Source organism: Bacillus cereus group sp. RP43 (genome assembly GCF_040459645.1).
GTDB lineage: Bacteria > Bacillota > Bacilli > Bacillales > Bacillaceae_G > Bacillus_A > Bacillus_A mycoides_C.
Genome location: NZ_JARVHQ010000002.1, coordinates 173,707 through 193,784, shown reverse-complemented (window position 1 = coordinate 193,784; position 20,078 = coordinate 173,707). Strand labels below are relative to the sequence as shown.

The following is a 20,078-nucleotide window of genomic DNA, read 5'->3' as shown; positions in this document are numbered from 1 at the left end:
CTTTTCTCTTGTCAATTTATATATTTTCTTCTAATAAATTAATTTCTTTCGAATCGTACTTTTCTAGGTCCCTCGGTATTTCATCGCACTGTTTTGTGGAAATTGTTCCATCCTCATTTACCAACCTGTTTATGCTTTTTTTAAAATTTGCACCGAACCAACAATTTCTTCATATTACTTATTATCCATTATTGGCTGGAGCCTCTCCTGTATTCCCATCATTACTTGGTTGCGTTGGCGTTCCATGGCCATCCCCATTGTTTGGCGGCGTTGTATTTCCTTGGTCATCCCCATTGTTTGGCGGCGTTGTATTTCCTTGGCCACTACCATTGTTTGGCGGCGTTGTATTCCCTTGGCCACTACCATTGTTTGGTGGCGTTGTATTTCTTTGGCCACTACCATTGTTTGGTGGCGTTGTATTTCCTTGGCCACTACCATTGTTTGGCGGTGTTGTATTTCCTTGGCCACTACCATTGTTTGGCGGTGTTGTATTTCCTTGGCCACTACCATTGTTTGGCGGTGTTGTATTCCCTTGGCCACTACCATTGTTTGGTGGCGTTGTATTTCCTTGGCCACTACCATTGTTTGGCTTACTTTGCTTTTGCTCTTCTGGCTTCTTTAATTCCTCTTGTTTCTTTTGCTTTTCTTGTTGCTTAATTTGATTATTATTACTTGACTGTTCAGTTGTATTTGGAGAAGAATCACGTTTCTCACCTTTAATACGTAATTCGCTACCTTCTTGAACTACACTGTTCGGCATTTTAAAGCGTGATTTATCTGTAGCCATCTTGCTCATCATTTCTTTAAAAATCAACTGAGAAATTTTCGTATTTTTACTACTAATATAATCGTCTTTACTATCTTTTATATATCCAGTCCATACTGCCATCGTATATTGTGGTGTATAACCAGCAAACCAACTATCACGAGTTGCACTTTCTGGTAAATTATATTGTGCTATTTGTTCTAAAGAATAGTTTGTTGTACCTGTTTTACCCGCTACATCTAAAGAATCTATATTAGCTGCTGTACCCAATCCAGATGAAACAAAAGTACGAAGCATATCAGTAATCATATATGCTGTAGAATCCTTCATAACTCGTTTTGGCTTTTGCTCAAAGCTTTTTGATTTACCATCTGGATAAACTACTTTCTTAACAAAATGCGGCTTCGTATACTTACCATCATTACCAAATGCCGCGTAAGCACCTGCAATTTCAGTTGGTGACGCTTCATTTGTACCAATCGCTGTTGACTCGGTCGGTGCTACATTAAAGGTAATACCTAACTTTTCAGAGAAAGCTTTTGATTTATTAATTCCTACTTCTTTTGCAGTTTTAATAGCCGGGATATTTCGGGATGTTTTCAATGCATCACGCATTGTAATTGGTCCTAAATGCTTTCTATCTGCATTTCTAACTTCTTGTCCTGTTGAATACTTAAATGGAGAGTCATCAATTTGATGGTAAGTAGCCCATTTTAAATATTCAATTGCAGGAGCGTAATCAAAAATTGGTTTCATTGTTGAACCTGCTGATCGATCTAATTCAATCGCTATATTATGTCCTTTAAATACAGCTTTATTTTCACCGCGTCCGCTACCAATTGCACGAACTTCTCCTGTTTTCGTATCCATAAATGTGAAAGCCCCTTGAAATTTCTCATTTGGATAATTAATAATATTTTCATTTAAAAGCTTGTCCGCAAAATCCTGTGCCTTTGAGTCTAATGTTGTATAAATTTCTAAACCGTCAGATCCAATATTAGCATCTGGTAATTCTTTTTCTACTTCTTTCACAACCGCATCCATAAATGCAGGATATGGCATTGCTTGAAGTTCTGTTGCAGATTTAAGCCCATCTGTTACTTTAACCTGTGAGGCTTTTTCCATTTCTTCTTTTGTTATATAACCATGTCGATTCATTAATTCTAGTACAACGTTTCTTCTTTCTGTTGCCCTTTGAACATTTTCTTTTTTCGTTGGATCATAGTTATTTGGTGCTTTTGGTAAACCGGCCAACATTGCAACTTCTGGTAATGTTAAATCTTTCAATTCTTTACCGTAGTAGTTTTGTGCTGCTGTTGCGATTCCATATGAACGGTTACCTAAATTAATTTTATTTAAATACATCTCTAATATTTCATGTTTTGAATATTGTTGTTCTAGTTTATACGCCAAATATATTTCCTGAACCTTACGCTTTGACGTTTTTTCCATCGATAAGAAGTAATTTTTAATAACTTGCTGCGTAATCGTACTTCCACCTTGAGAGCCGTAATCCCCTTTTAGGCTGACTAAAACTGCACGTGCAGTACCTTTAAAGTCTACGCCACTGTGCTCGTAAAAACGTGCATCTTCTGTCGCTAAAAATGCATTTTCTACTAATTTAGGAATTTGATTATACATAATATTCGTTCGTTTTTCTTTCCCATATTCATATATCAATTTTCCATCTTTATCATAAATTTTTGAGGATAACGGATTAACAAGTTTTGCTTTCTCAAGTTTTGGCGCATCCTTGATCATAACGAAAAAGGTAGCAACCCCTGCGACTAATCCTACAATACCAAGTAGTAAGCAACTGATTAAAAATTTGCGAAAAAACGATGTTTTACCTTGTTGTTTTTTAGAAGCTGGTTGTTTTTTCTTTTTAACTTGTCTTCGCTCCTCTCGAGAACGATAATTTTCTGACATGCTACTTTCTCCTGCCTTTCAATTCTCCCGTTGATTTACTTGAAATTATTGAGGTCACTTTCAGAAATATACTTATATTTAAAAAGTGTGTTAACCGGAATCAGTCAATATTTTCCTAATCTATAGTTTATAAAACTAAGATTAACTCTTGAACAAACTATTTTCATCTCTATTCTTTATAATAATGCTGCCCCTTTAAGCAAGGAAATTGTGAGCTGTTCCTCATCTCTTTGTACTATATCTAATATTTGTAATAGTGAGTTCTTGGACCACTCGTCTAATATAGTGGTTCTTGTTAGCATAATGGTAATGAAATGAAAAGAATGTAAAAAACGATTCTTTTGATGTAAAAAAGAATCGACTTCTAATTTTATCCTATAGATGGTATGGAATATAGGGAATCAGAAAGCAAAGGTAAAATCAACGCCCTCACTTGAGAGCATCTATTGTAACCTTGGCAATCTGCGCGATTAGCTCAGTATTATATATAGCATCTTGACCGGACAGAATTGCAATGATAATCGGCTCTCTGGTTCTCTATTCGGTGGCTAAACGATGGCAATTTCATTAGGTGTTCCGTAGCTTCTGGCTCCAGATTTATCATCGACTTCCCAATCTTTTGGTACACCAGCATGGATGAGTTCGTCTCCTGTAGCGTTTCCGCGCATCCAATCCGTAGGGATTTTACGTTTATCAGTTTGGAGTGCATCTCTGACCGTGAAAGCCTTAAGATTGGTAGCAAGTGTTTTTGCTGTACTTGTATCACAAATGTCTCCCTGAATAGCTTCTTTCATATCCGGCTCAAAGCAATCAGCCAAGGTAACCTTATTACCATTCTGTCTAAGTACTTTTTCAAATCCTTTAGGTCCGTCTAATTTCTTGAATAAAATATTCCCCGCAGTGTTATCACTGTAACGAATAGCAGCCTCTGCAATTTCCCCAAGAGTCATGCCGGTATCCACGTGTTTCTCTGTAACTGGTAAATACTCTACTAAATCATATTTTGTATAAGTGATAACTTCATCTAATTTGTCAATTAGGTATTGTAGTAACAATGCCCATGCAACCAGAGCCTTAAAGGTAGATACGTAAACAAACCATTCATTAGGTGATCGATAAGTAACTGCCCAGTTTGTACCGGTGTCGATTTCATAGACACCCAGTCGAGCGTCAAACTTTTTCTTTTGCTCCCACCTACAATGGTTCACCTATAAAAAGTTTTACACTTGCAAGACTTAAACTTAGTATTCCAACACACATCCCTATTTTTAACATTCTTGTACTTTTCAAGATAATCAGTCCTTTCGTATTTTGCAGTACTTAAAATAGATGTCAAATCAGGTTCAGTGTATTGAGTTTGAGCACTAAGTTTTTAGGATTACACTTAATAGACAATCTAAGTAATAAATTTGTTCCAGATTTACAAATAAATTAAATTCAAGATAAAATAAAATCTTTGGTTTGTATAGTAACGGAACAAAAATGGTAATAGGAGTACGGCAATATCACCATCAAGCTAAGGTCTTGAAGTACTCCCTAAACGAAAATTTTCTTTCTTTACAGGGAGTTACTTTGAGAAGTCAGGTCACTTTTTTCGTTTTGGGGGCTAATTAGTTTTTTAACTTGATACGTTATGCTGGAACCCAATATATAATTATAGTTATAGATAATTGTAGTTCTTAAATACAGTTATCATGTTGATATTCTTCAAAAATATTTAGATGTTGATAGTATGATACTAAGGTATGTTATTCTGAAAGTATAAGATACGGATATTGCCTTATGATTTCTACTAATTTTCATCCAATTTCCTTTCTTACAGTGCTTTTATTAATGAAATTAGGTAACGTTTTACTGATAAAAGCCAATTTTCAAAGATAATTACAGATTTTGCGATACAGGAAACCCATATCGGACTTTAGGAATGGGATGAAGTATCGCTTTTTCATAGAAAAACAGTTGTGTTTTGGTTATACTGAAACTTTAGACAAGCACAAGTCTTTAAAACGACAATGTGTTCCTTGAAAACAAGATGTCATATGGAGTTCGGTAGCCGAATTCATGCTATCGGTAAAATGAAATGTGTCGTCAAGAACTAGACGCTAAAACAAATGAACACGAACCTGTACGGTATGGTATGGTGATAGTACCGTAGCTCACGAACCTATACGGTCTGTCGTGAGAGTGGTGATGGCACACCGCAATCTTACACGTCAGCGATACCAGAAATGGACTTCGCCTTTGGTAGCTAGAATCCCACTGACGTTTGTCAGCTTGACCCTTTAGGGGGGAGTGTCAAATACTATAAACGTTGATCTTTCTGGAAATTCAGGTGGAAATGGTCTGCATCATTGTATACACCAAATTCATATCCTTTCTCTTTATAAAATTTAATAATTTCAGGAAGAGCTTGTAATGTCTGTGGTTTTTCATGCATCAAAACAACTTCTATATCTTCTGTCGTTTGTTTTTTTACATTTTCTGCAATCTGAGTTGAATTATCTTTTAATTCCCAGTCATGAGAATCAATCGTCCAATCCCAGACTTTTATTCCAGATTCTACAATTTGCTTACGAATTTCTTCGCTTTTTAGACCTGGTGCGGAACCATATGGTGGGCGAACTAATTTAGGGTTTGTACCTGTAATTTCATGTATAAGAGCTAGAGTTTCTTTCATCTCTGGTACAAATTGCCCATTTTTATATAACTTATTGCTATTATGTGTCATACTATGTGCACCAATATAATGCCCCTCTTTTATTGCTCGTTTTACATTTTCCTGAAGACTGGTATTTTGCAAATTACTTCCTTGCATGAAAAATGTTGATTTTACATTTTCCTCTTTTAATACATCCAAAAATTGACCAGTTAATGCGCTCGGACCGTCATCAAATGTTAAGTAGACTACTTTTCCTACAGGTTTTCCATCCGGCCTTTTTTGTTTTGTCGGTGGTGTTTCACTTTTCTTTTCTTGTTGCTGCGTGTTAACTTGTTTAATACTTTCTTGAGCTACCCCTTTCGCAGGAGTGGAATTAAATTTTCCAATTAATAAGAACATGAAACAAGCCGTTGCTAGAACAGCTCCTAGCGATATTATTGCCTTAGTTATTACACCTGTTTTATTTTTATTTTTTGATTTTTTCATTATTTATCTATCCTTTCTCTATTGATTTTTATATCAATTATTTATAAATCCGAACCTTTATTTGGTTGACTCAGTATTTTCAACCGGTTCTTACAATAAATAGATTAATAGAGAGGGATAAAGATAAAATGCAGATAATGTCGAAATTAGTTAAAGAATACTTTAATTCCCTCTTTAGAAAAGTATTTGCCTCTCTACTAAAGTTAAGTTAATTCCCGAATTCGAGAACTGGTTATACACCAAATAAATAGTGAACAAACATTCAATTGCTGGTGAATAAATATGTATAATATCACCAGTATTAGCCCTGTACACCCAAAATAAAAAATACTATTCTTCCTGATTAAGATAAAGAAAGAATAGTATTTTTCTATTTACCTATTTTGTTAGAGAGTAAAATAATTAATGAACGCTGATAAAGATAAAGTGCAGATAAGGTCAATTTTGTTTAAAAATAATAAAAGCTCGTAGAACTCAAATTCTACAAGCTTTTATTTAAATAGAAGAAAAATAATACACCATCTTCAGTATTTGATACACCATATTGTACACTATGCAATTCTAAAATATTCTTTGAAATAGCAAGCCCCAGCCCTGTTCCACCTTTGGATCGTTGACGAGACGTATCTCCTCGATAAAAACGATCCCATATTTTCTCTAAATGTTCTGGTGCGATATGAGCTCCTTTATTTTCTATACATACTTTGACACGTTCATTTTCTTCTATTGTAGAAATAATAATATTCTCATTTTCTGGTGTGTAACGAATCGCATTGGTAATAAAGTTAGTAATAACTTGTTCTATTCGATGCTGGTTTGCAACAACTTCAATTTTAGAAAGGTGCTTATGGACATGTAATTGCTTAGCCTTTATATCCGAGGATAATTGCTCGCATATATAATCAATTATCTCATCAATATGGAAAACATCCATTTCCATTTTATACGTACCGGATTCAAACTTTGCTAGTTCTAGCATATCAATAATGAGCATATCCATTTTATCCACTTCTTTTGACATTGCTTTAAAGTAATACTCTTTTTTATTACTTGCAACACCGTCTTCCAAAATTGAAATACAGCTCTTCATTATACTTAAAGGCGTCTTTAACTCATGTGAAACACCAGAGATAAATTCTTTACGTGTACTTTCTAATTGCTTTTCTTTCTCTATGTCTTGCTGCAGTTGGTTAATATACGAATGCAAAGTCATAGAAAGTGTATTAATACTGTTTGATAAATCACCTATTTCATCTCTTGTAGTAATAGGTATACTCTCTGAAAAATCCAAATCCGCAATTCTTTTTGTAGTATCATTTATTTGTAACAATGGTTTAGCGATTTTTTTTGAGTAATAGAACGATACTAAAACAATAAGAATTAGCACTAATATAACTAAATAAATATAATAATCTTTTATCATTTGTACAGCTTCATCCACTGGTTGTAATGATGTCATAGCAAAAAAATAATTTATCTTACCATTTACATCTTTTATTGGTTTAATGAATATTTTATATTTAATATCATTTTGCTCATAATCCATTATTTCCATAGAAGTTAATTTTTTATCTTTTCCATCTAATATTAGATTTATCTGAAATTGTTTTATCCTTTCTATAAATACACGATTTGTATAAATAAAGCTTGGCCCTATAGTTCCCTCTGGGAATTGTACTTTCTTAATGCTTCCTAATAAGTCTAAATTTGAGCTTTCTTTTGATGACGGTTCCGTTGTGTCTTCTCTTCCATATAACCTTTCTGAAAGTTGCTTATTCTCCAATACCAAATTCCCATTTTTTACCGTTAATATCGCAGGTATTACTGTATCACCTTGTTGTAATCCATCAATAATAATACGATTCCCCGGTTCTAAACGAAACTGCATCCTTTGCATATCCTCTAAATCAACAAAACTATACATTGGAATATGAATTACACGATTAGAAAAAAAATTATTTTTATTAGGATCTAATTGAATTTCTAAAGTAAATCCATTTGCATATTTTATATTGCCTACACTGTCTAGCGTTTTAATCCATGTCGCATTCTCTTGATAGAAATTTTGTTCCAATTCTTGAATTACTTTCGCATCATCTCCAGATTTTACATATGCTTTTTCAAAGGATTGAATATTCGTTTTAATATCATTAACTTTTCGATTTGCGTAGTATTGCTTGAAAAATATGGTTTGTCCAATAAAAATAGTTACTAAAATAAGTGTGCATAATGCCGTTGTTAATATAAATAATTTTAATACAATTCCTTTTTTCATATCTGATCCTCAAATTTATAACCAGCTCGGACAACTGTTACAATACAAGTTGCTCTATTTCCTAATTTATGACGCAAATTACGGATATGACTATTGACTGTACGATCATCCCCTGTAAATTCATACCCCCATATTTTAGTTATTAATTGTTCTCTAGAAATAATAATTCCTTGATTTTTCATTAAATATGTTAGTATTTCAAATTCTGTGTGCGTCAGATTTATATCTTTTTCATCGACAGTTACTGTACGGGAGGGATAATGTACATGGATGCTACTTCTAGTTAATGTGTCCTCAATTGATATATTAACTTTCGAAGAATGTCGACTTTCAATTAATCTTTTGGCTCTCGCTAATAGAATAGGGGGACTGTATGGTTTTGTAACATAATCATCTGCTCCTAGTTCAAATCCAAGCAGGGTATCATCCTCATCAACCCGAGCCGTTAACATAATAATAGGCACATTAGATGTTTTACGAATTCGTCGACAGACCGTCCAACCATCTAATTCTGGTAACATAATGTCTAGAATAATTAAATGTACCTCATGTTCTTCAAATGTAGACAATGCTTCTTTCCCATCAATCGCCTCTAACACCTTATATCCTTCGTTTAGTAAATAATCCTTCATAATTTCACGTAAAATATCTTCATCTTCCACAATTAAAATTGTTCTTTCCATATTCTATCTTCCCCACGATTTATTTTCACGAAAAAATACTTTCTTTTCTAGTTTAACCAATTAAAAGTCTTTCACTATTTCCATTATTATTAAATGTAAGATACTTACATGAGGAGAATAACATGCTGATGTAAAGATAAAATGCAGAGATATGAAAATGCAAAATCCATTGTGAATTTGTAGTTGATGGAGGTACATAAAACCAAACCGTAATTTTATCATTTTAGTCAAGAAGACTCCTTCCTCAAGGAACGCTTAGTGAGTAGGTGAGGCTGCCCTTCTTGTCGTACACACCATGATAGGGATATTAACGCAAGTATCAATCTAAAGGATGAAGCGATAAGGCTTCTAACCGCAAGGACTTTGGAGATAGCCTAATAAATTAGAGTTCGATAGAACTCTTTACTTAGGAATCCCCCTCTTCTAAACGAAGTGAAAGTGGGGGTAGTTCAAAACTAATTGTTTTAGTGGTTTAGTAGCAGCTAAAACAACAGAACCTGGTCTTGCTGTATCGATAACTACTGCTAACTTTGTTTGTAGTGGATCATAACCTAATTTCAAGCAAGAAACGGATCCGAAAAATGACACAAGATCTAGGTAAAATACTGTATTGTTTGGGCAAAGTGTATAGTCATACACTGCATTATCCCCGCTACAAAACGTTCGTTCTTAACATTTTCCTACTTAACCCAAATATTCAACCTATTTTACGAGAATACGTTCGTTTTTTTGATGGATTTTAACATAAATAGTTATAAAACATATTTCTCAATAATTTCCATAGATAAATATGGTAAAATAAATGTGATGTGAAAGATAGCTGATATATTTGTAATTGTAAGAAGAACTGGATGTTATTAAAATTAAGATGGTTCAAGTAGGAGAAAAGACACTCTATGAAGAGTGTCTTTTCTTTGTATACTTTATTAGATTTGAAATTTTTCAACTATTCCATCTTGATGAATAATAACTCCTTTATTTACTACGTCGCTTCAATTCGTTAAATAATAGATACATAACAAAACGGACCTGACACTTACTGCAGAACCTTTTTTTGAATCGGAGTACATCTATTAATTTTTACAAGCATTTAATGTGTTACATTTTTTACGAGCTTTAATTTCGCTGGCTGAGCACCAAGCCAATAGGTTGGAAATGCAGTCCCCTCAGTGACATCGCCATCACGGTGCATGTAATAACGTTCATATTACAAGCAGCATCTAATGTCTGAGCAACACCTTTCCCTCCTCTTCCCCTTCTAGTTTTACTCCCTGGAACAGTATAATTAACACTATCCCCACTTCAGCTACTGCATATCCTTTTTTTTGTAGCTTCTTTAATATGGATTTTATAGCTTTTCATCATTTACACTCTCCATTTAATTCATTTCTAATTTAGCTGCCTTTTTATTAGGAAGTAAAACCCTGGGATCATCTTTGCATGTAATCGTAGGGGATATCCCCATAGGATTACACATCTCTCCACCCCTTCTCCAACCACTAGAATTAATATTCCCTATTATTTAAATACGATTTTTTCCAATTTTTCTTCTGATAGGAAATACTTTTCTTGTACATTTTTTTCGGGAATGTCTAATAATAGCATCCTCTAAAGGAATAACTTATTGCCACACAACAGTTCCCTAGTCTATCCTTCAATTCAGATGTTCTTTTCCTTTTTAGTATAAAAATACCCCTTTAGATAACCACCTAAAGGGATAGAGCATCGTATCTTTTTTATAAACATCGCGACTTTATTTTGAAACCATAGTTAATTCTGCCTTCTTGTGATAATCTACTTTTGCGAATTCTCGATCACTATATCCTTTTAAGGACCATGCAAATTGATTTCCTTCTAATAGTTCATTAATAGGTTCCGTTGAATTGGAATCCCCTTGAATATTTTTTAATTAATAAATCTATGTAACTATAAGTCAATGGGGCCTTATCTTTTAGCTCTTGCTTGGATGATTTGCTAAAATAATAATATGTAAAACATTCCGCAAAATATTCTTCCTTATTTTCGTAATATTTATCCGGGAAAAATTTCTGTCTTTCTTTACTGAAAGGAACATCAAACCAATCAGTATGACTTATATTTAAAAAAACCACTCGATCAATTGCATGCGCTATTTCATGAAGTTCTAAATTAATGGAACCATGCCCCTTTCCTCTTTCACTAAAACCTATTCTAGCCATTACAGGTTTTCCACCAATATCAGATCCCACACCTGGTACATCATCCCAGGTCAATTGTTTTCCTTCGGCATTGGTTTGCCCTTCCCATCCTCGTGGAATTAATCCCTTTAGGTCCCTGTACTCGTCAGACTCAGTGATAGGATAATTAACAAGTTTTACATATGTTCCGTCTGCCACTAATTTATCAAGTATGCCGCTTTTTATTTTTTTTATTCTATCAACCATATGTTGTGCCTCTTGATATTCTTCCACATTATTTCCTCTTATATCAATAAGAATAAGATTTTCATTTTTAATCTGTTGTTCTTTTATAAACTCAAGTTTGTTTAAAGTTTCGGCTGCAAGGGGATGGTTTGTAAGGGAAATAAAAAAAATAAATATCAATAATATCAAAATTTTATTTTTTTTCATATAAATCCTCCTGTTATATGATTTTTAATAACCCTTTGATTAAATAGGGATATTTCAAAAACAAAATTGATAGTGATTGAAGAAATAAGCATTCCTTTTAAAAGCCTCATTTCATGATTCCAATAATTCTGGGTTAATTTTATTCTCCATACTTGTTTGCCTCTTTATATTGTATGTATTGAAGGTCTTTTAAATGAAAACAACCTATATCTCGGATACATAAATCATTTGCTGTTACAGTTGGGACACACAGTGACTGGAGCGGGATAAAAAGCATGGGAACCCCCGTGATAAAAGAACGAAACTTGGTCCATCAGACGGTGGAAGTTCCAGGAACTACCCAAGGAACTACCATGCCGCTACTCCTTAAATTTACACCTGGCGGAAAAGTAGATGAAGTTGGGGTAAGGATGCCTCCAGAATCTTATCCCATCCCGCATCCTAGCTATGATCCACCTGCTTCCTATCAAGAACGTGAAATCGTCATTGGAAATTCTACCTATCCGTTACCAGCCACATTAACGGTTCCGAAACATAAGCCTGGAGAAAAAGTACCCGTAGTTGTTCTTGTTCATGGTGCTGGCATCCATGATCGCGATAGTACATATCTCGGAACAAAAATTTTACGAGACCTTGCGGTGGGCCTTTCATCCAAAGGAATTGCAGTGTTACGCTATGAAAAACGCACCTTAGAACACGCATTAAAGATGAGTGCAGAACCTGGTACGTTAGACCGTGATACTACAGATGATGCCATATATGCAGCAAAATCAGCAGCGCAGCAGGAAGGTATTGATCCAAATAATATTTTTATTCTTGGACATAGCCTAGGAGCTGGCACAATGCCGCGTATACTGAGCAAAGCACCTTCCTCACTTGTCAGAGGAAGTATCTTACTCGCACCACCTGCACGCCCTTTGACTGACATTGCCATTGATCAGAATCAATACCTTGGGGCGCCAAAGGAAGTAATCGATGAACTAAAAAGACAGGTCGCATTTATCCAGGAGCCTACTTTTGATCCAGACCATCCTCCAGCTGGCTACAATTTTGGATCGCCCCATTTTATGTATGATGTTTCTAGGTGGCGTCCAGTTGAAGAGGCAAAATCACGAAAAGAGCCTTTACTGATTCTGCAAGGGGCACGCAATTATCAAGTAACAGTAAGAGATGAATATACAAAATGGCAGGAAGGACTTTCAAACCGCAGGAATGTTCAATTCAAAGAATACCCGAAATTGAATCATTTCTTCACGGAGGGAGATGGAGAATTAAGACTTCCTAGTGAATACGAAATCCCTGCTAGTGTTCCCGAGTACGTCATCCAGGACATTATTACATGGGTCAACGAGACAAAAAAATAAGATAACATCAAAAGCCTTCATGCAATCATCATTGCGTGAAGGCTTTTTTGAAACTAGTGATTTCATCCAAGTGATTCAGACATATCTATTATTTTCGATATCATTTTATATAATATTTGCCCCATAACGAAAAATTAGAGTCTTTTATAGCAATGAAGTTCATTTTTATCGTTTTTGGGGCAACCTGTTCTGTTAGGTTGATGGGCATGTGGCGGCACCCCACATCCATCAACTTAAGGTATATTTTTATACAAAATGCGGTCTTTTCACGTAGTATTTTATTATCGTTTATAGATGTTATAAAAGTAGGCATATCAAATAAACCCTGACGGGTTTGAATTTTTTCACTACGCTACCTGATGGGCAGAAGTGGTATACTCATACACAACACCTAAAATATCAAAGACTGTTTTTTTCTCATATCTGTGAGATTTTCGTCCATTTCGCTGTAGGAGGTTAAACAGACGAAGGAGAATCTTTGATAATTCTTGGGTGTTTTTATGTAGTGCTTGATGAAAAAGTAAGAAATAATCTTTAATTATGTACATCGCTTTATATTCGCTTAGCTCTTTCTGTTTCTTACGTAACAGGAGTTCTCTCATTTTAAACATAGTAGAAGAACATAATAGGATACTAATGAGTTGTCCATAAAGGTGGCATTCTAATCGCTCTTGTTTAATAGATTTACAACGATGAATTCGAAACCAAGATTTCCATATTTTAAAAAACAGCTCAATTTGCCAACGCAGTGAATATAAATCATAGATTTTCTCTTTTGGTACCCATTCCGTAGGAATGTTTGTCATATATACCGTAATTCCTTGTAAAAGTTTCGTACGCTCTGTATATGTAATCCCTTTTTTCTTTTCACAAATAGCTCGATCATGTAGGCGTTTCTGTTTTTGCTCCTCTGTACATCTATAAACCACAATGCGAGTGGGTAGTTTGTCTTTGCTCCCTACATATACATCATGTAATTCACACACTTGGCCAGGTTGTAATTGTTTCATGATGTCTTCCAAATGAATTTGTATATATACCGGTCTCAATTGAGCAGGTTTTGTTTTAAATACCACTGTTTCGAATTCTTTTCTATATATTTTAGTTGGTAATTTAAGGCGTGATAAATAATATCCTTCCTTATCTTGAATAGACTTAAAGTCTTGTAAACGAAAATACCCTAAGTCACGAATATATAGTTCATTCTTTTGTGTCATACCTGTTCGAGTCGCACCATATGCCTGATCACTTCGTTTTCCTGGTTCAATTTTCACATCAGAAAACTCACCACTCAACAAGTCATACTCTAATTGAATTTTCACACCAGCTGTATGACTACATCCTCCGGCACCAGGATAAGTAGCTGCGAATCGATTTGGAACTTGAAAGGTTGTAGAATCAAGGATGCGAATCCGCTCAAAGTAAGCAGAAAGAGAATGAGAAATTGTAGATGACCCTCCAATTTTAGCTTGTAGAAGTGTAGTAAATACATTTCGAAAGAAGGCTACAGAAGCCGAGTTAAATTGTCGATTAAGTCCCTCAGGACTTAATAAAATTCCTATTGAAGTTTCTAATTGACTACAAAGTTGAGTAAGAGAGGTTGTAGCGATTTGTTGATTTAACCATACACACAAAGATAAAAAATGGTGCCCATGGCACTTACGTTTTCGTTTCATTCCACCTGCTTCTATGGCTAATTGATTCAGTGTAGCGGGGGACATATATCGATATAACTCTTCGGCAAATAAAGACAGCTCTTGTTTTTGATGCATATTCATAAAAAGCACGTCACCCTTTCTCATTAACATAAGAGAATAGTAACGTGCTTTTAACTTCAAGAATAGCCCAAATCCTTAAGTTGATGGATGTGGGGTAGCACCACATGCCCATCAACCTAACAGAACAGGTTGCCCCCAAAACGATAAAAATGAACTTCGTTGCTATAAAAAACACAAAACTTTCGTTAAAGGGGAACCTCAAAATCTTAATTTGCTGGGCTGAATCCCGTATTCCCCCTTTTCGAGGGGGGCAAAAACATCCAATATAAAAAAATAATAATAAAACCGATTCTTTTCACATATAAGAATTGGTTTTATTATTTAAAATATTACCTTAACTTATAATTTTCTTTTTTGGGTCGTGTGACCCCTTTTACAAGACTCCATTTTTTCGGCATACCAAGAATTACAACAGTTAGTGGCGATTGCTTAAATCCTACCTCTTATATATCAACTTTTTTATACTTTTTAAAAACTTTGCAACAGAATCTCATGCTATATATAAACAAAACACGAGTCTTAAATCAGACTCATGTTTTTCGAAGTGCAGTGAATTACAAAAATTATTTATAGTTGCATCATAGTTAGTGATAAATCCCGCATTTAATTTGATGATGAGAAGCTTTGCAACAGAACCAATATTTTATTATTTAAAACTATGGATTTGTTTTCAAAATTGTTTACAAGATTCTTTGAGAAAATTCATCAGAGAAAATTACCCTTTTTTCATATACTTTTACTTCAATTGGTACTCCAGATAAAAGGGTTAGAGTTACCTTGTTCTGATCTATTGTTATTTCAATAAATCGCTCCTGATACTTCAATCTAAATGTATACTCCTTCCAATCCTTTGGAATAGAAGGAGCAAAAGATAAACCCGATTCCTTTACTCGTAAACCAGCAAACCCATAGATAATTGCCATCCATGTCCCTCCCATATTCGCCATATGGAGACCATCTTTTGTATTTTTGTGAGTATTATCCAAATCTAGACGGGCTGTTTCCATAAAATATTCATAAGCTTTTTCTTGATACCCCACTTTAGAGGCCATAATACTAAAAATACAAGAAGATAAGGATGAATCATGAGTAGTTAATCTTTCATAATAATCGTATGAGTTTTTTATTGTTGAAAATTCTTGCTCATCCTCCAGTAAAAAATGTCCGAGAACAGTATCTGGTTGCTTGCAAACTTGGTAGCGATATAAGGTTAGTGGATGATAATGCAGCAGTAATGGATACTTCTCTTTTGGTGTCACCGCAAAATCCCAAACATCCTTTTGTAGAAATGTATCATCTTGGAGCGAGATATCTCGTTTTTCATCGTACGGGAGGTACACCTTCTTGCTTGCCTCAATCCAGGTATCAACCTCACCTGCTGTTAAAGCTAGTTTTCCTTTTAACTCTGATAGTTTTTTAGTATTTTCAGCTTCTAGGATGTGATATACCTTTGCTGCCCATTTAAGATTATATTTTGCAAGTAGGTTTGTATAATAATTATTATTCACGATACAAGTGTATTCATCTGGACCTGTAACAGCATCAATTTTGAAAAAATCATCATGGTAATGACCAGTATCCATCCATAATCGAGCTGTTTCTATCAGTACTTCTGCACCATATTCAACAAGGAATTGTTTATCTTGTGTGATTAAATAATATTGAATATAGCTATATGCAACATCACCGCTAATATGATATTGGGCAGTACCAGCAGGATAGTAGGCTGAACACTCTGTTCCGGAGATCGTACGCCAAGGAAAGAGCGCACCTCGGCTATGCCCCATTTCTTTTGCTCGTGCTCTCGCATGATCTAATATTGAATGGCGATATATGAGAAGCTGTTTCGCAAGCTCCGGATTCGTCATTAAGAATACTGGAAACATATAGATTTCCGTATCCCAGAAGTAATGTCCTTCGTACCCTTCACCGGATAAGCCTTTGGCGGCAATATTAGAATAACGATCTCGACCAGCAGATTGCAATAATTGAAATATATTAAAGCGGATTCCTTCTTGTAGAGAAGAATCCCCATCAATACGGATATCAGCTGATTCCCAGAAATGTTCTAAATACTTTTGCTGTTCTTCTAACAGAGTAACAAATGATAATTTTGAAAGCTTTTCTAATTGCTTGATTCCCACTTCAACAAGGTGTTCACCGTGCCGAAGTGTATCAGTAAAAACATTCCATTTCGTCAATTTAACTGTCTCTATTAAATCACAGCTTGCATGGACATCAATCCGATCTGCTTGTACATGTACATCCCGTTGATACTCTGTATGTAAGATCGTATCTGAAACACAGCAAACCTGAAGCTTAGATTCTAATGTTTGATTGATAACTACCTGTCCACAATCTTCTGTCCTTGCTACAATCGTTGATAATCGCTTAGCATGTCCGGACGCAACACGTGGATCGTTTTTATCAACAAAATTAGAAACGTCCCCGTTAATTGAAGAAACAAATTCAATTTTCCCATGAAAATTAACAGGTTCTACTTTTACATGGATTGTAAATAATTCCTTATGAATCATGGATACTAATCGTTGAAACGTAATACGTACTTCTTTACCACGTGGTGAGCGCCAATGTATCGTTCGATCACTATAACCAGTTTTCATATTCAATAATCTGTTGTAAGAAAGAATTTCACCTGTCCATAACGAAAACTTCTCTCGTTCCTCACCTAAATAAATCTGAACTGTTTGTGTATCAATTACGTTAACGAGCTTCTGTTGCGTTTCTGGAAATGCATGAAGTTTTTCCCCATACGAAATTTTTGTAATATCATGAAAGGCATTTAAATAAGTACCTCGAATTGATGTTAGAGATTCAGGATATTCCTCTTCAAAATTCCCTCTAACACCTACATACCCATTTCCTAGCATATATAGACTTTCTTCTTTTGTTAATTCTTTTTCCTTAAATGTAGTTGAAGAAATATACCAAGTCATTATTTATCCCTCCTTCTAAGAAAAGTACAAGCTACCAAAGGCGCTAAGGCATGCTTATAACCTTTAGCCGATAGCGCCTTAAATATCAGAACAACTCGAAAATTTTATCCAGTACTAACGTTTTGCTGACATACAGATTTTATCTACTAGTTTCACTTTTTGATCATAAATAACCAGTGAAATCGAATCATTTATAGAAGTTAATTTCTCTAATGTAATTTCTTCTTTTGTTGCAATTACATTGATCAAATCTCCGTGCCAATTAATTTCGAATTGTAGCTCTGACCATTTTGATGGGAGATGTGGAGATATACGTAATTCACCATTAAGCATACGCACTCCTCCAAATCCGTTTACAATACATTGCCAGATCCCACCAAGTGAAGCAGCGTGAATTCCATGGTCACTTGTTTTCATATTAGGACCGAGATCAATTTTTGCTGCACGAGTGAATAAATCATAAGCCATTTCATAGTCACCCATATCACAAGCAAGTACACAGTGTGTTGATAAAGAAAGAGATGAATCATGAAGTGTTTTTGGTTCATAATATTCCCAGTTCGCACGTTTTACCTCATCATTAAACATATCTTCTAGTAAGTAAAATAGAACCATGATATCTGCTTGTTTAGATACTTGAATTTTATTTACTTGCTCTAAATTATAATCTTTAAACATTGAACCAACATGCTCTTGGTTTTTGTATTTCGTTAAATCGATGATTTCTAATGAAAGATATGTATCATCTTGAGGAATAACTAGGTCTTCTTTACGCGGTTGCGGTAGATAAATCTTATCTACTTTTTGTTCCCAATTTTTATACGTTCTTTCTAATTCTAGTTTGTGATCAAGCTCACGGAATAATTGTGGGTGCTCCGTTTTAATCAGATGGTGGTATTCCATTGCTTTTTTAATATTCCAATAAGCAGTGTAATTCGTAAACGCATTATTATCGACATGCTCTTTATATTCATCCGGTCCTACTACTTCGTTAATATGATATTCTTGCTTCTCTTCATTCCATTCAAGACGAGAAGCCCAAAACTTTGCTGTATCTAATAGCAATTCATATCCATATTTCAACATGAAGTCGTTATCGTTTGTGATTTGGAAGTATTGCCATGTTGCAAATGCAATATCAGAAGTTATGTGCTGCTCAATAAAACCTGACCAAATCTTCGTTGCTTTACCAGTGATGATGTCTGCAGCACCCCAAACGGGTGTTACCTCACCATCCTCTAACCAAGCTGATTCCCAAGGAAACATTGCACCTTCATACCCATTATCCTTCGCTTTTTGATGTGCACCTTCTAACGTGTTATATCGGTACTCAAGCAAGCTGCGGGCTGTCTTCGGATTCGTATAAATAAAATGAGGTAATAAGAAGATTTCTGTATCCCAGAATGTATGTCCTTTATACCCTTCTCCTGATAAACCTTTCGCCCCAATATTCATACGATTATCATGCGCCGGAGTCATCACAGTCATATGGTATTGAGCAAAGCGAATCGCTAATTGATCGAAATCATTTTCCGATTCAATCGTTATCGGTGAGAAATTCCATACTTTATCCCCCCAAGCCTTCACATGTGCAGTGAATAATTCATCATAGTTTTTTGTTGATAATTGCTTTATATGGCTAAGAGAATTTTCACGTAATTGTTCTAAACTGTACGCGTCTCCTTTATAATCATTGTCACGACTAGTGAATACATTTGTTAATTTTTCAAAAACAAGCGTTTCACCTTTTTCTATCTTAATTGGCTTATAATTAAAGTAAATCGTACGGCGGTCCATTAAAATTAACCCTTCCGTTTCAATTGCTTGATTGTCCTTTTTAGCAGCATGTACAGTATTGAAGACGAAATCCACCTCAGATTCTGTTGTTGTTTGAACGAGCTGCATGAATTTCCCATCAAACAGACGCTTCTCACCTTCAATAAAGTGCTGCACACCGCTGTTTGTCATCTGTGCATTAATCCCAGAAGTTACTTCAATCTCAGCGCTATCACTTAAAGGTGTTACTTCAACTTGCTGAGCAATTACATGACGGTCATCTAAAGAAATAAAGCGTCTAAATATTAATTCAAATAAATCACCAGATGGCGATTCCCAGGTCACTTTACGCGTTAATTCCGCATTTTTTAAATGCAATGTACGATTATAATCAAGGATTTTCCCATGATCTAAATTAAACAATTCATTATTTAGCTTTAAATCAATCCAAAGGACATCTGCTGCATTTGGAAGTTCTGTAACTTCATTTGCTGCAAATTTATTAAACGTTCCTGCAACAAACAAATTACGTGTTTCTTTCACATATCGTTCTTCCATTGCAGCACGTTGCCCCATGTAGCCATTCCCTAAACAAAAAATAGTTTCACATTTCCCTAATAATTCAGGATTAAACTGTGTTTCACTTACTAGCCAATTTTTAAATTGATCAGAGTCTACATCATATTTCATGATTTGATTTTTCATAGTTGGAATCTTCCTTCCGCTTCAAAATATAAACCGTTTTCAATGACAAGCTCATTTTATACGAAACGTTTCGGATAATCAATAAAAAAAT

General features: G+C 34.8%; 7 protein-coding genes and 6 pseudogenes. 1 reads left to right on the top strand and 12 read right to left on the bottom strand.

Features of this window, described 5'->3' with window-relative positions:
- Positions 1–181: 181 nt before the first annotated feature.
- From QCI75_RS27645 to QCI75_RS27600, 9 genes and pseudogenes are all read right to left on the bottom strand, one after another.
- The gene (locus QCI75_RS27645; protein WP_353761724.1) at positions 182–2,695 is read right to left on the bottom strand and encodes a PBP1A family penicillin-binding protein; all 2,514 of its coding nucleotides are present in this window, start codon (positions 2,693–2,695) and stop codon (positions 182–184) included.
- Positions 2,696–3,124: 429 nt separating this feature from the next.
- Positions 3,125–3,970, bottom strand: a pseudogene (gene bla / locus QCI75_RS27640) (class A beta-lactamase).
- A 1,027-nt stretch (positions 3,971–4,997) separates the two neighbouring features.
- Positions 4,998–5,840, bottom strand: coding sequence for a polysaccharide deacetylase family protein (locus QCI75_RS27635; protein WP_353761723.1), 843 nt, complete (start codon positions 5,838–5,840; stop codon positions 4,998–5,000).
- Between the two features lie 481 nt (positions 5,841–6,321).
- Complete coding sequence (locus tag QCI75_RS27630) at positions 6,322–8,115, bottom strand: HAMP domain-containing sensor histidine kinase (protein WP_353761721.1); 1,794 nt, start codon at positions 8,113–8,115, stop codon at positions 6,322–6,324.
- Positions 8,112–8,798 carry a response regulator transcription factor gene (locus QCI75_RS27625; protein WP_353761720.1) on the bottom strand — a complete coding sequence of 229 codons (687 nt, stop codon included), beginning with the start codon at positions 8,796–8,798 and terminating at the stop codon, positions 8,112–8,114. Before QCI75_RS27625 ends, QCI75_RS27630 begins: the two co-directional genes overlap by 4 nt.
- Before the next feature lie 456 nt (positions 8,799–9,254).
- Positions 9,255–9,437, bottom strand: a pseudogene (locus QCI75_RS27615) (Y-family DNA polymerase); the annotation flags it as partial.
- Positions 9,438–9,871: 434 nt separating this feature from the next.
- Positions 9,872–10,002: pseudogene (locus QCI75_RS27610) on the bottom strand (dipeptidyl aminopeptidase); the annotation flags it as partial.
- Positions 9,990–10,160: pseudogene (locus tag QCI75_RS27605) on the bottom strand (DNA cytosine methyltransferase); the annotation flags it as partial. The pseudogenes QCI75_RS27610 and QCI75_RS27605, both read right to left, overlap by 13 nt.
- 412 nt (positions 10,161–10,572) lie before the next feature.
- Positions 10,573–11,407: pseudogene (locus QCI75_RS27600) on the bottom strand (anthrax toxin lethal factor-related metalloendopeptidase); the annotation flags it as partial.
- A gap of 245 nt (positions 11,408–11,652) precedes the next feature.
- Between QCI75_RS27600 and QCI75_RS27595 the strand changes: the two are divergent.
- Positions 11,653–12,771, top strand: a pseudogene (locus QCI75_RS27595) (alpha/beta hydrolase family protein); the annotation flags it as partial.
- 347 nt (positions 12,772–13,118) lie between these two features.
- On the opposite strand, the gene QCI75_RS27590 reads toward QCI75_RS27595, so the two are convergent.
- The 3 genes from QCI75_RS27590 to QCI75_RS27580 form a co-directional block, all read right to left on the bottom strand.
- The gene (locus tag QCI75_RS27590; RefSeq protein WP_353761719.1) at positions 13,119–14,549 is read right to left on the bottom strand and encodes an IS4 family transposase; all 1,431 of its coding nucleotides are present in this window, start codon (positions 14,547–14,549) and stop codon (positions 13,119–13,121) included.
- A gap of 680 nt (positions 14,550–15,229) precedes the next feature.
- Positions 15,230–17,506: a glycoside hydrolase family 65 protein gene (locus QCI75_RS27585; RefSeq protein WP_353761718.1), complete on the bottom strand. Its 2,277-nt coding sequence runs from the start codon at positions 17,504–17,506 to the stop codon at positions 15,230–15,232.
- Between the two features lie 114 nt (positions 17,507–17,620).
- Positions 17,621–19,987 (bottom strand): glycoside hydrolase family 65 protein, encoded by a 2,367-nt coding sequence (locus QCI75_RS27580; protein ID WP_353761717.1) that lies wholly within the window; start codon positions 19,985–19,987, stop codon positions 17,621–17,623.
- Between the last annotated feature and the right edge of the window lie 91 nt (positions 19,988–20,078).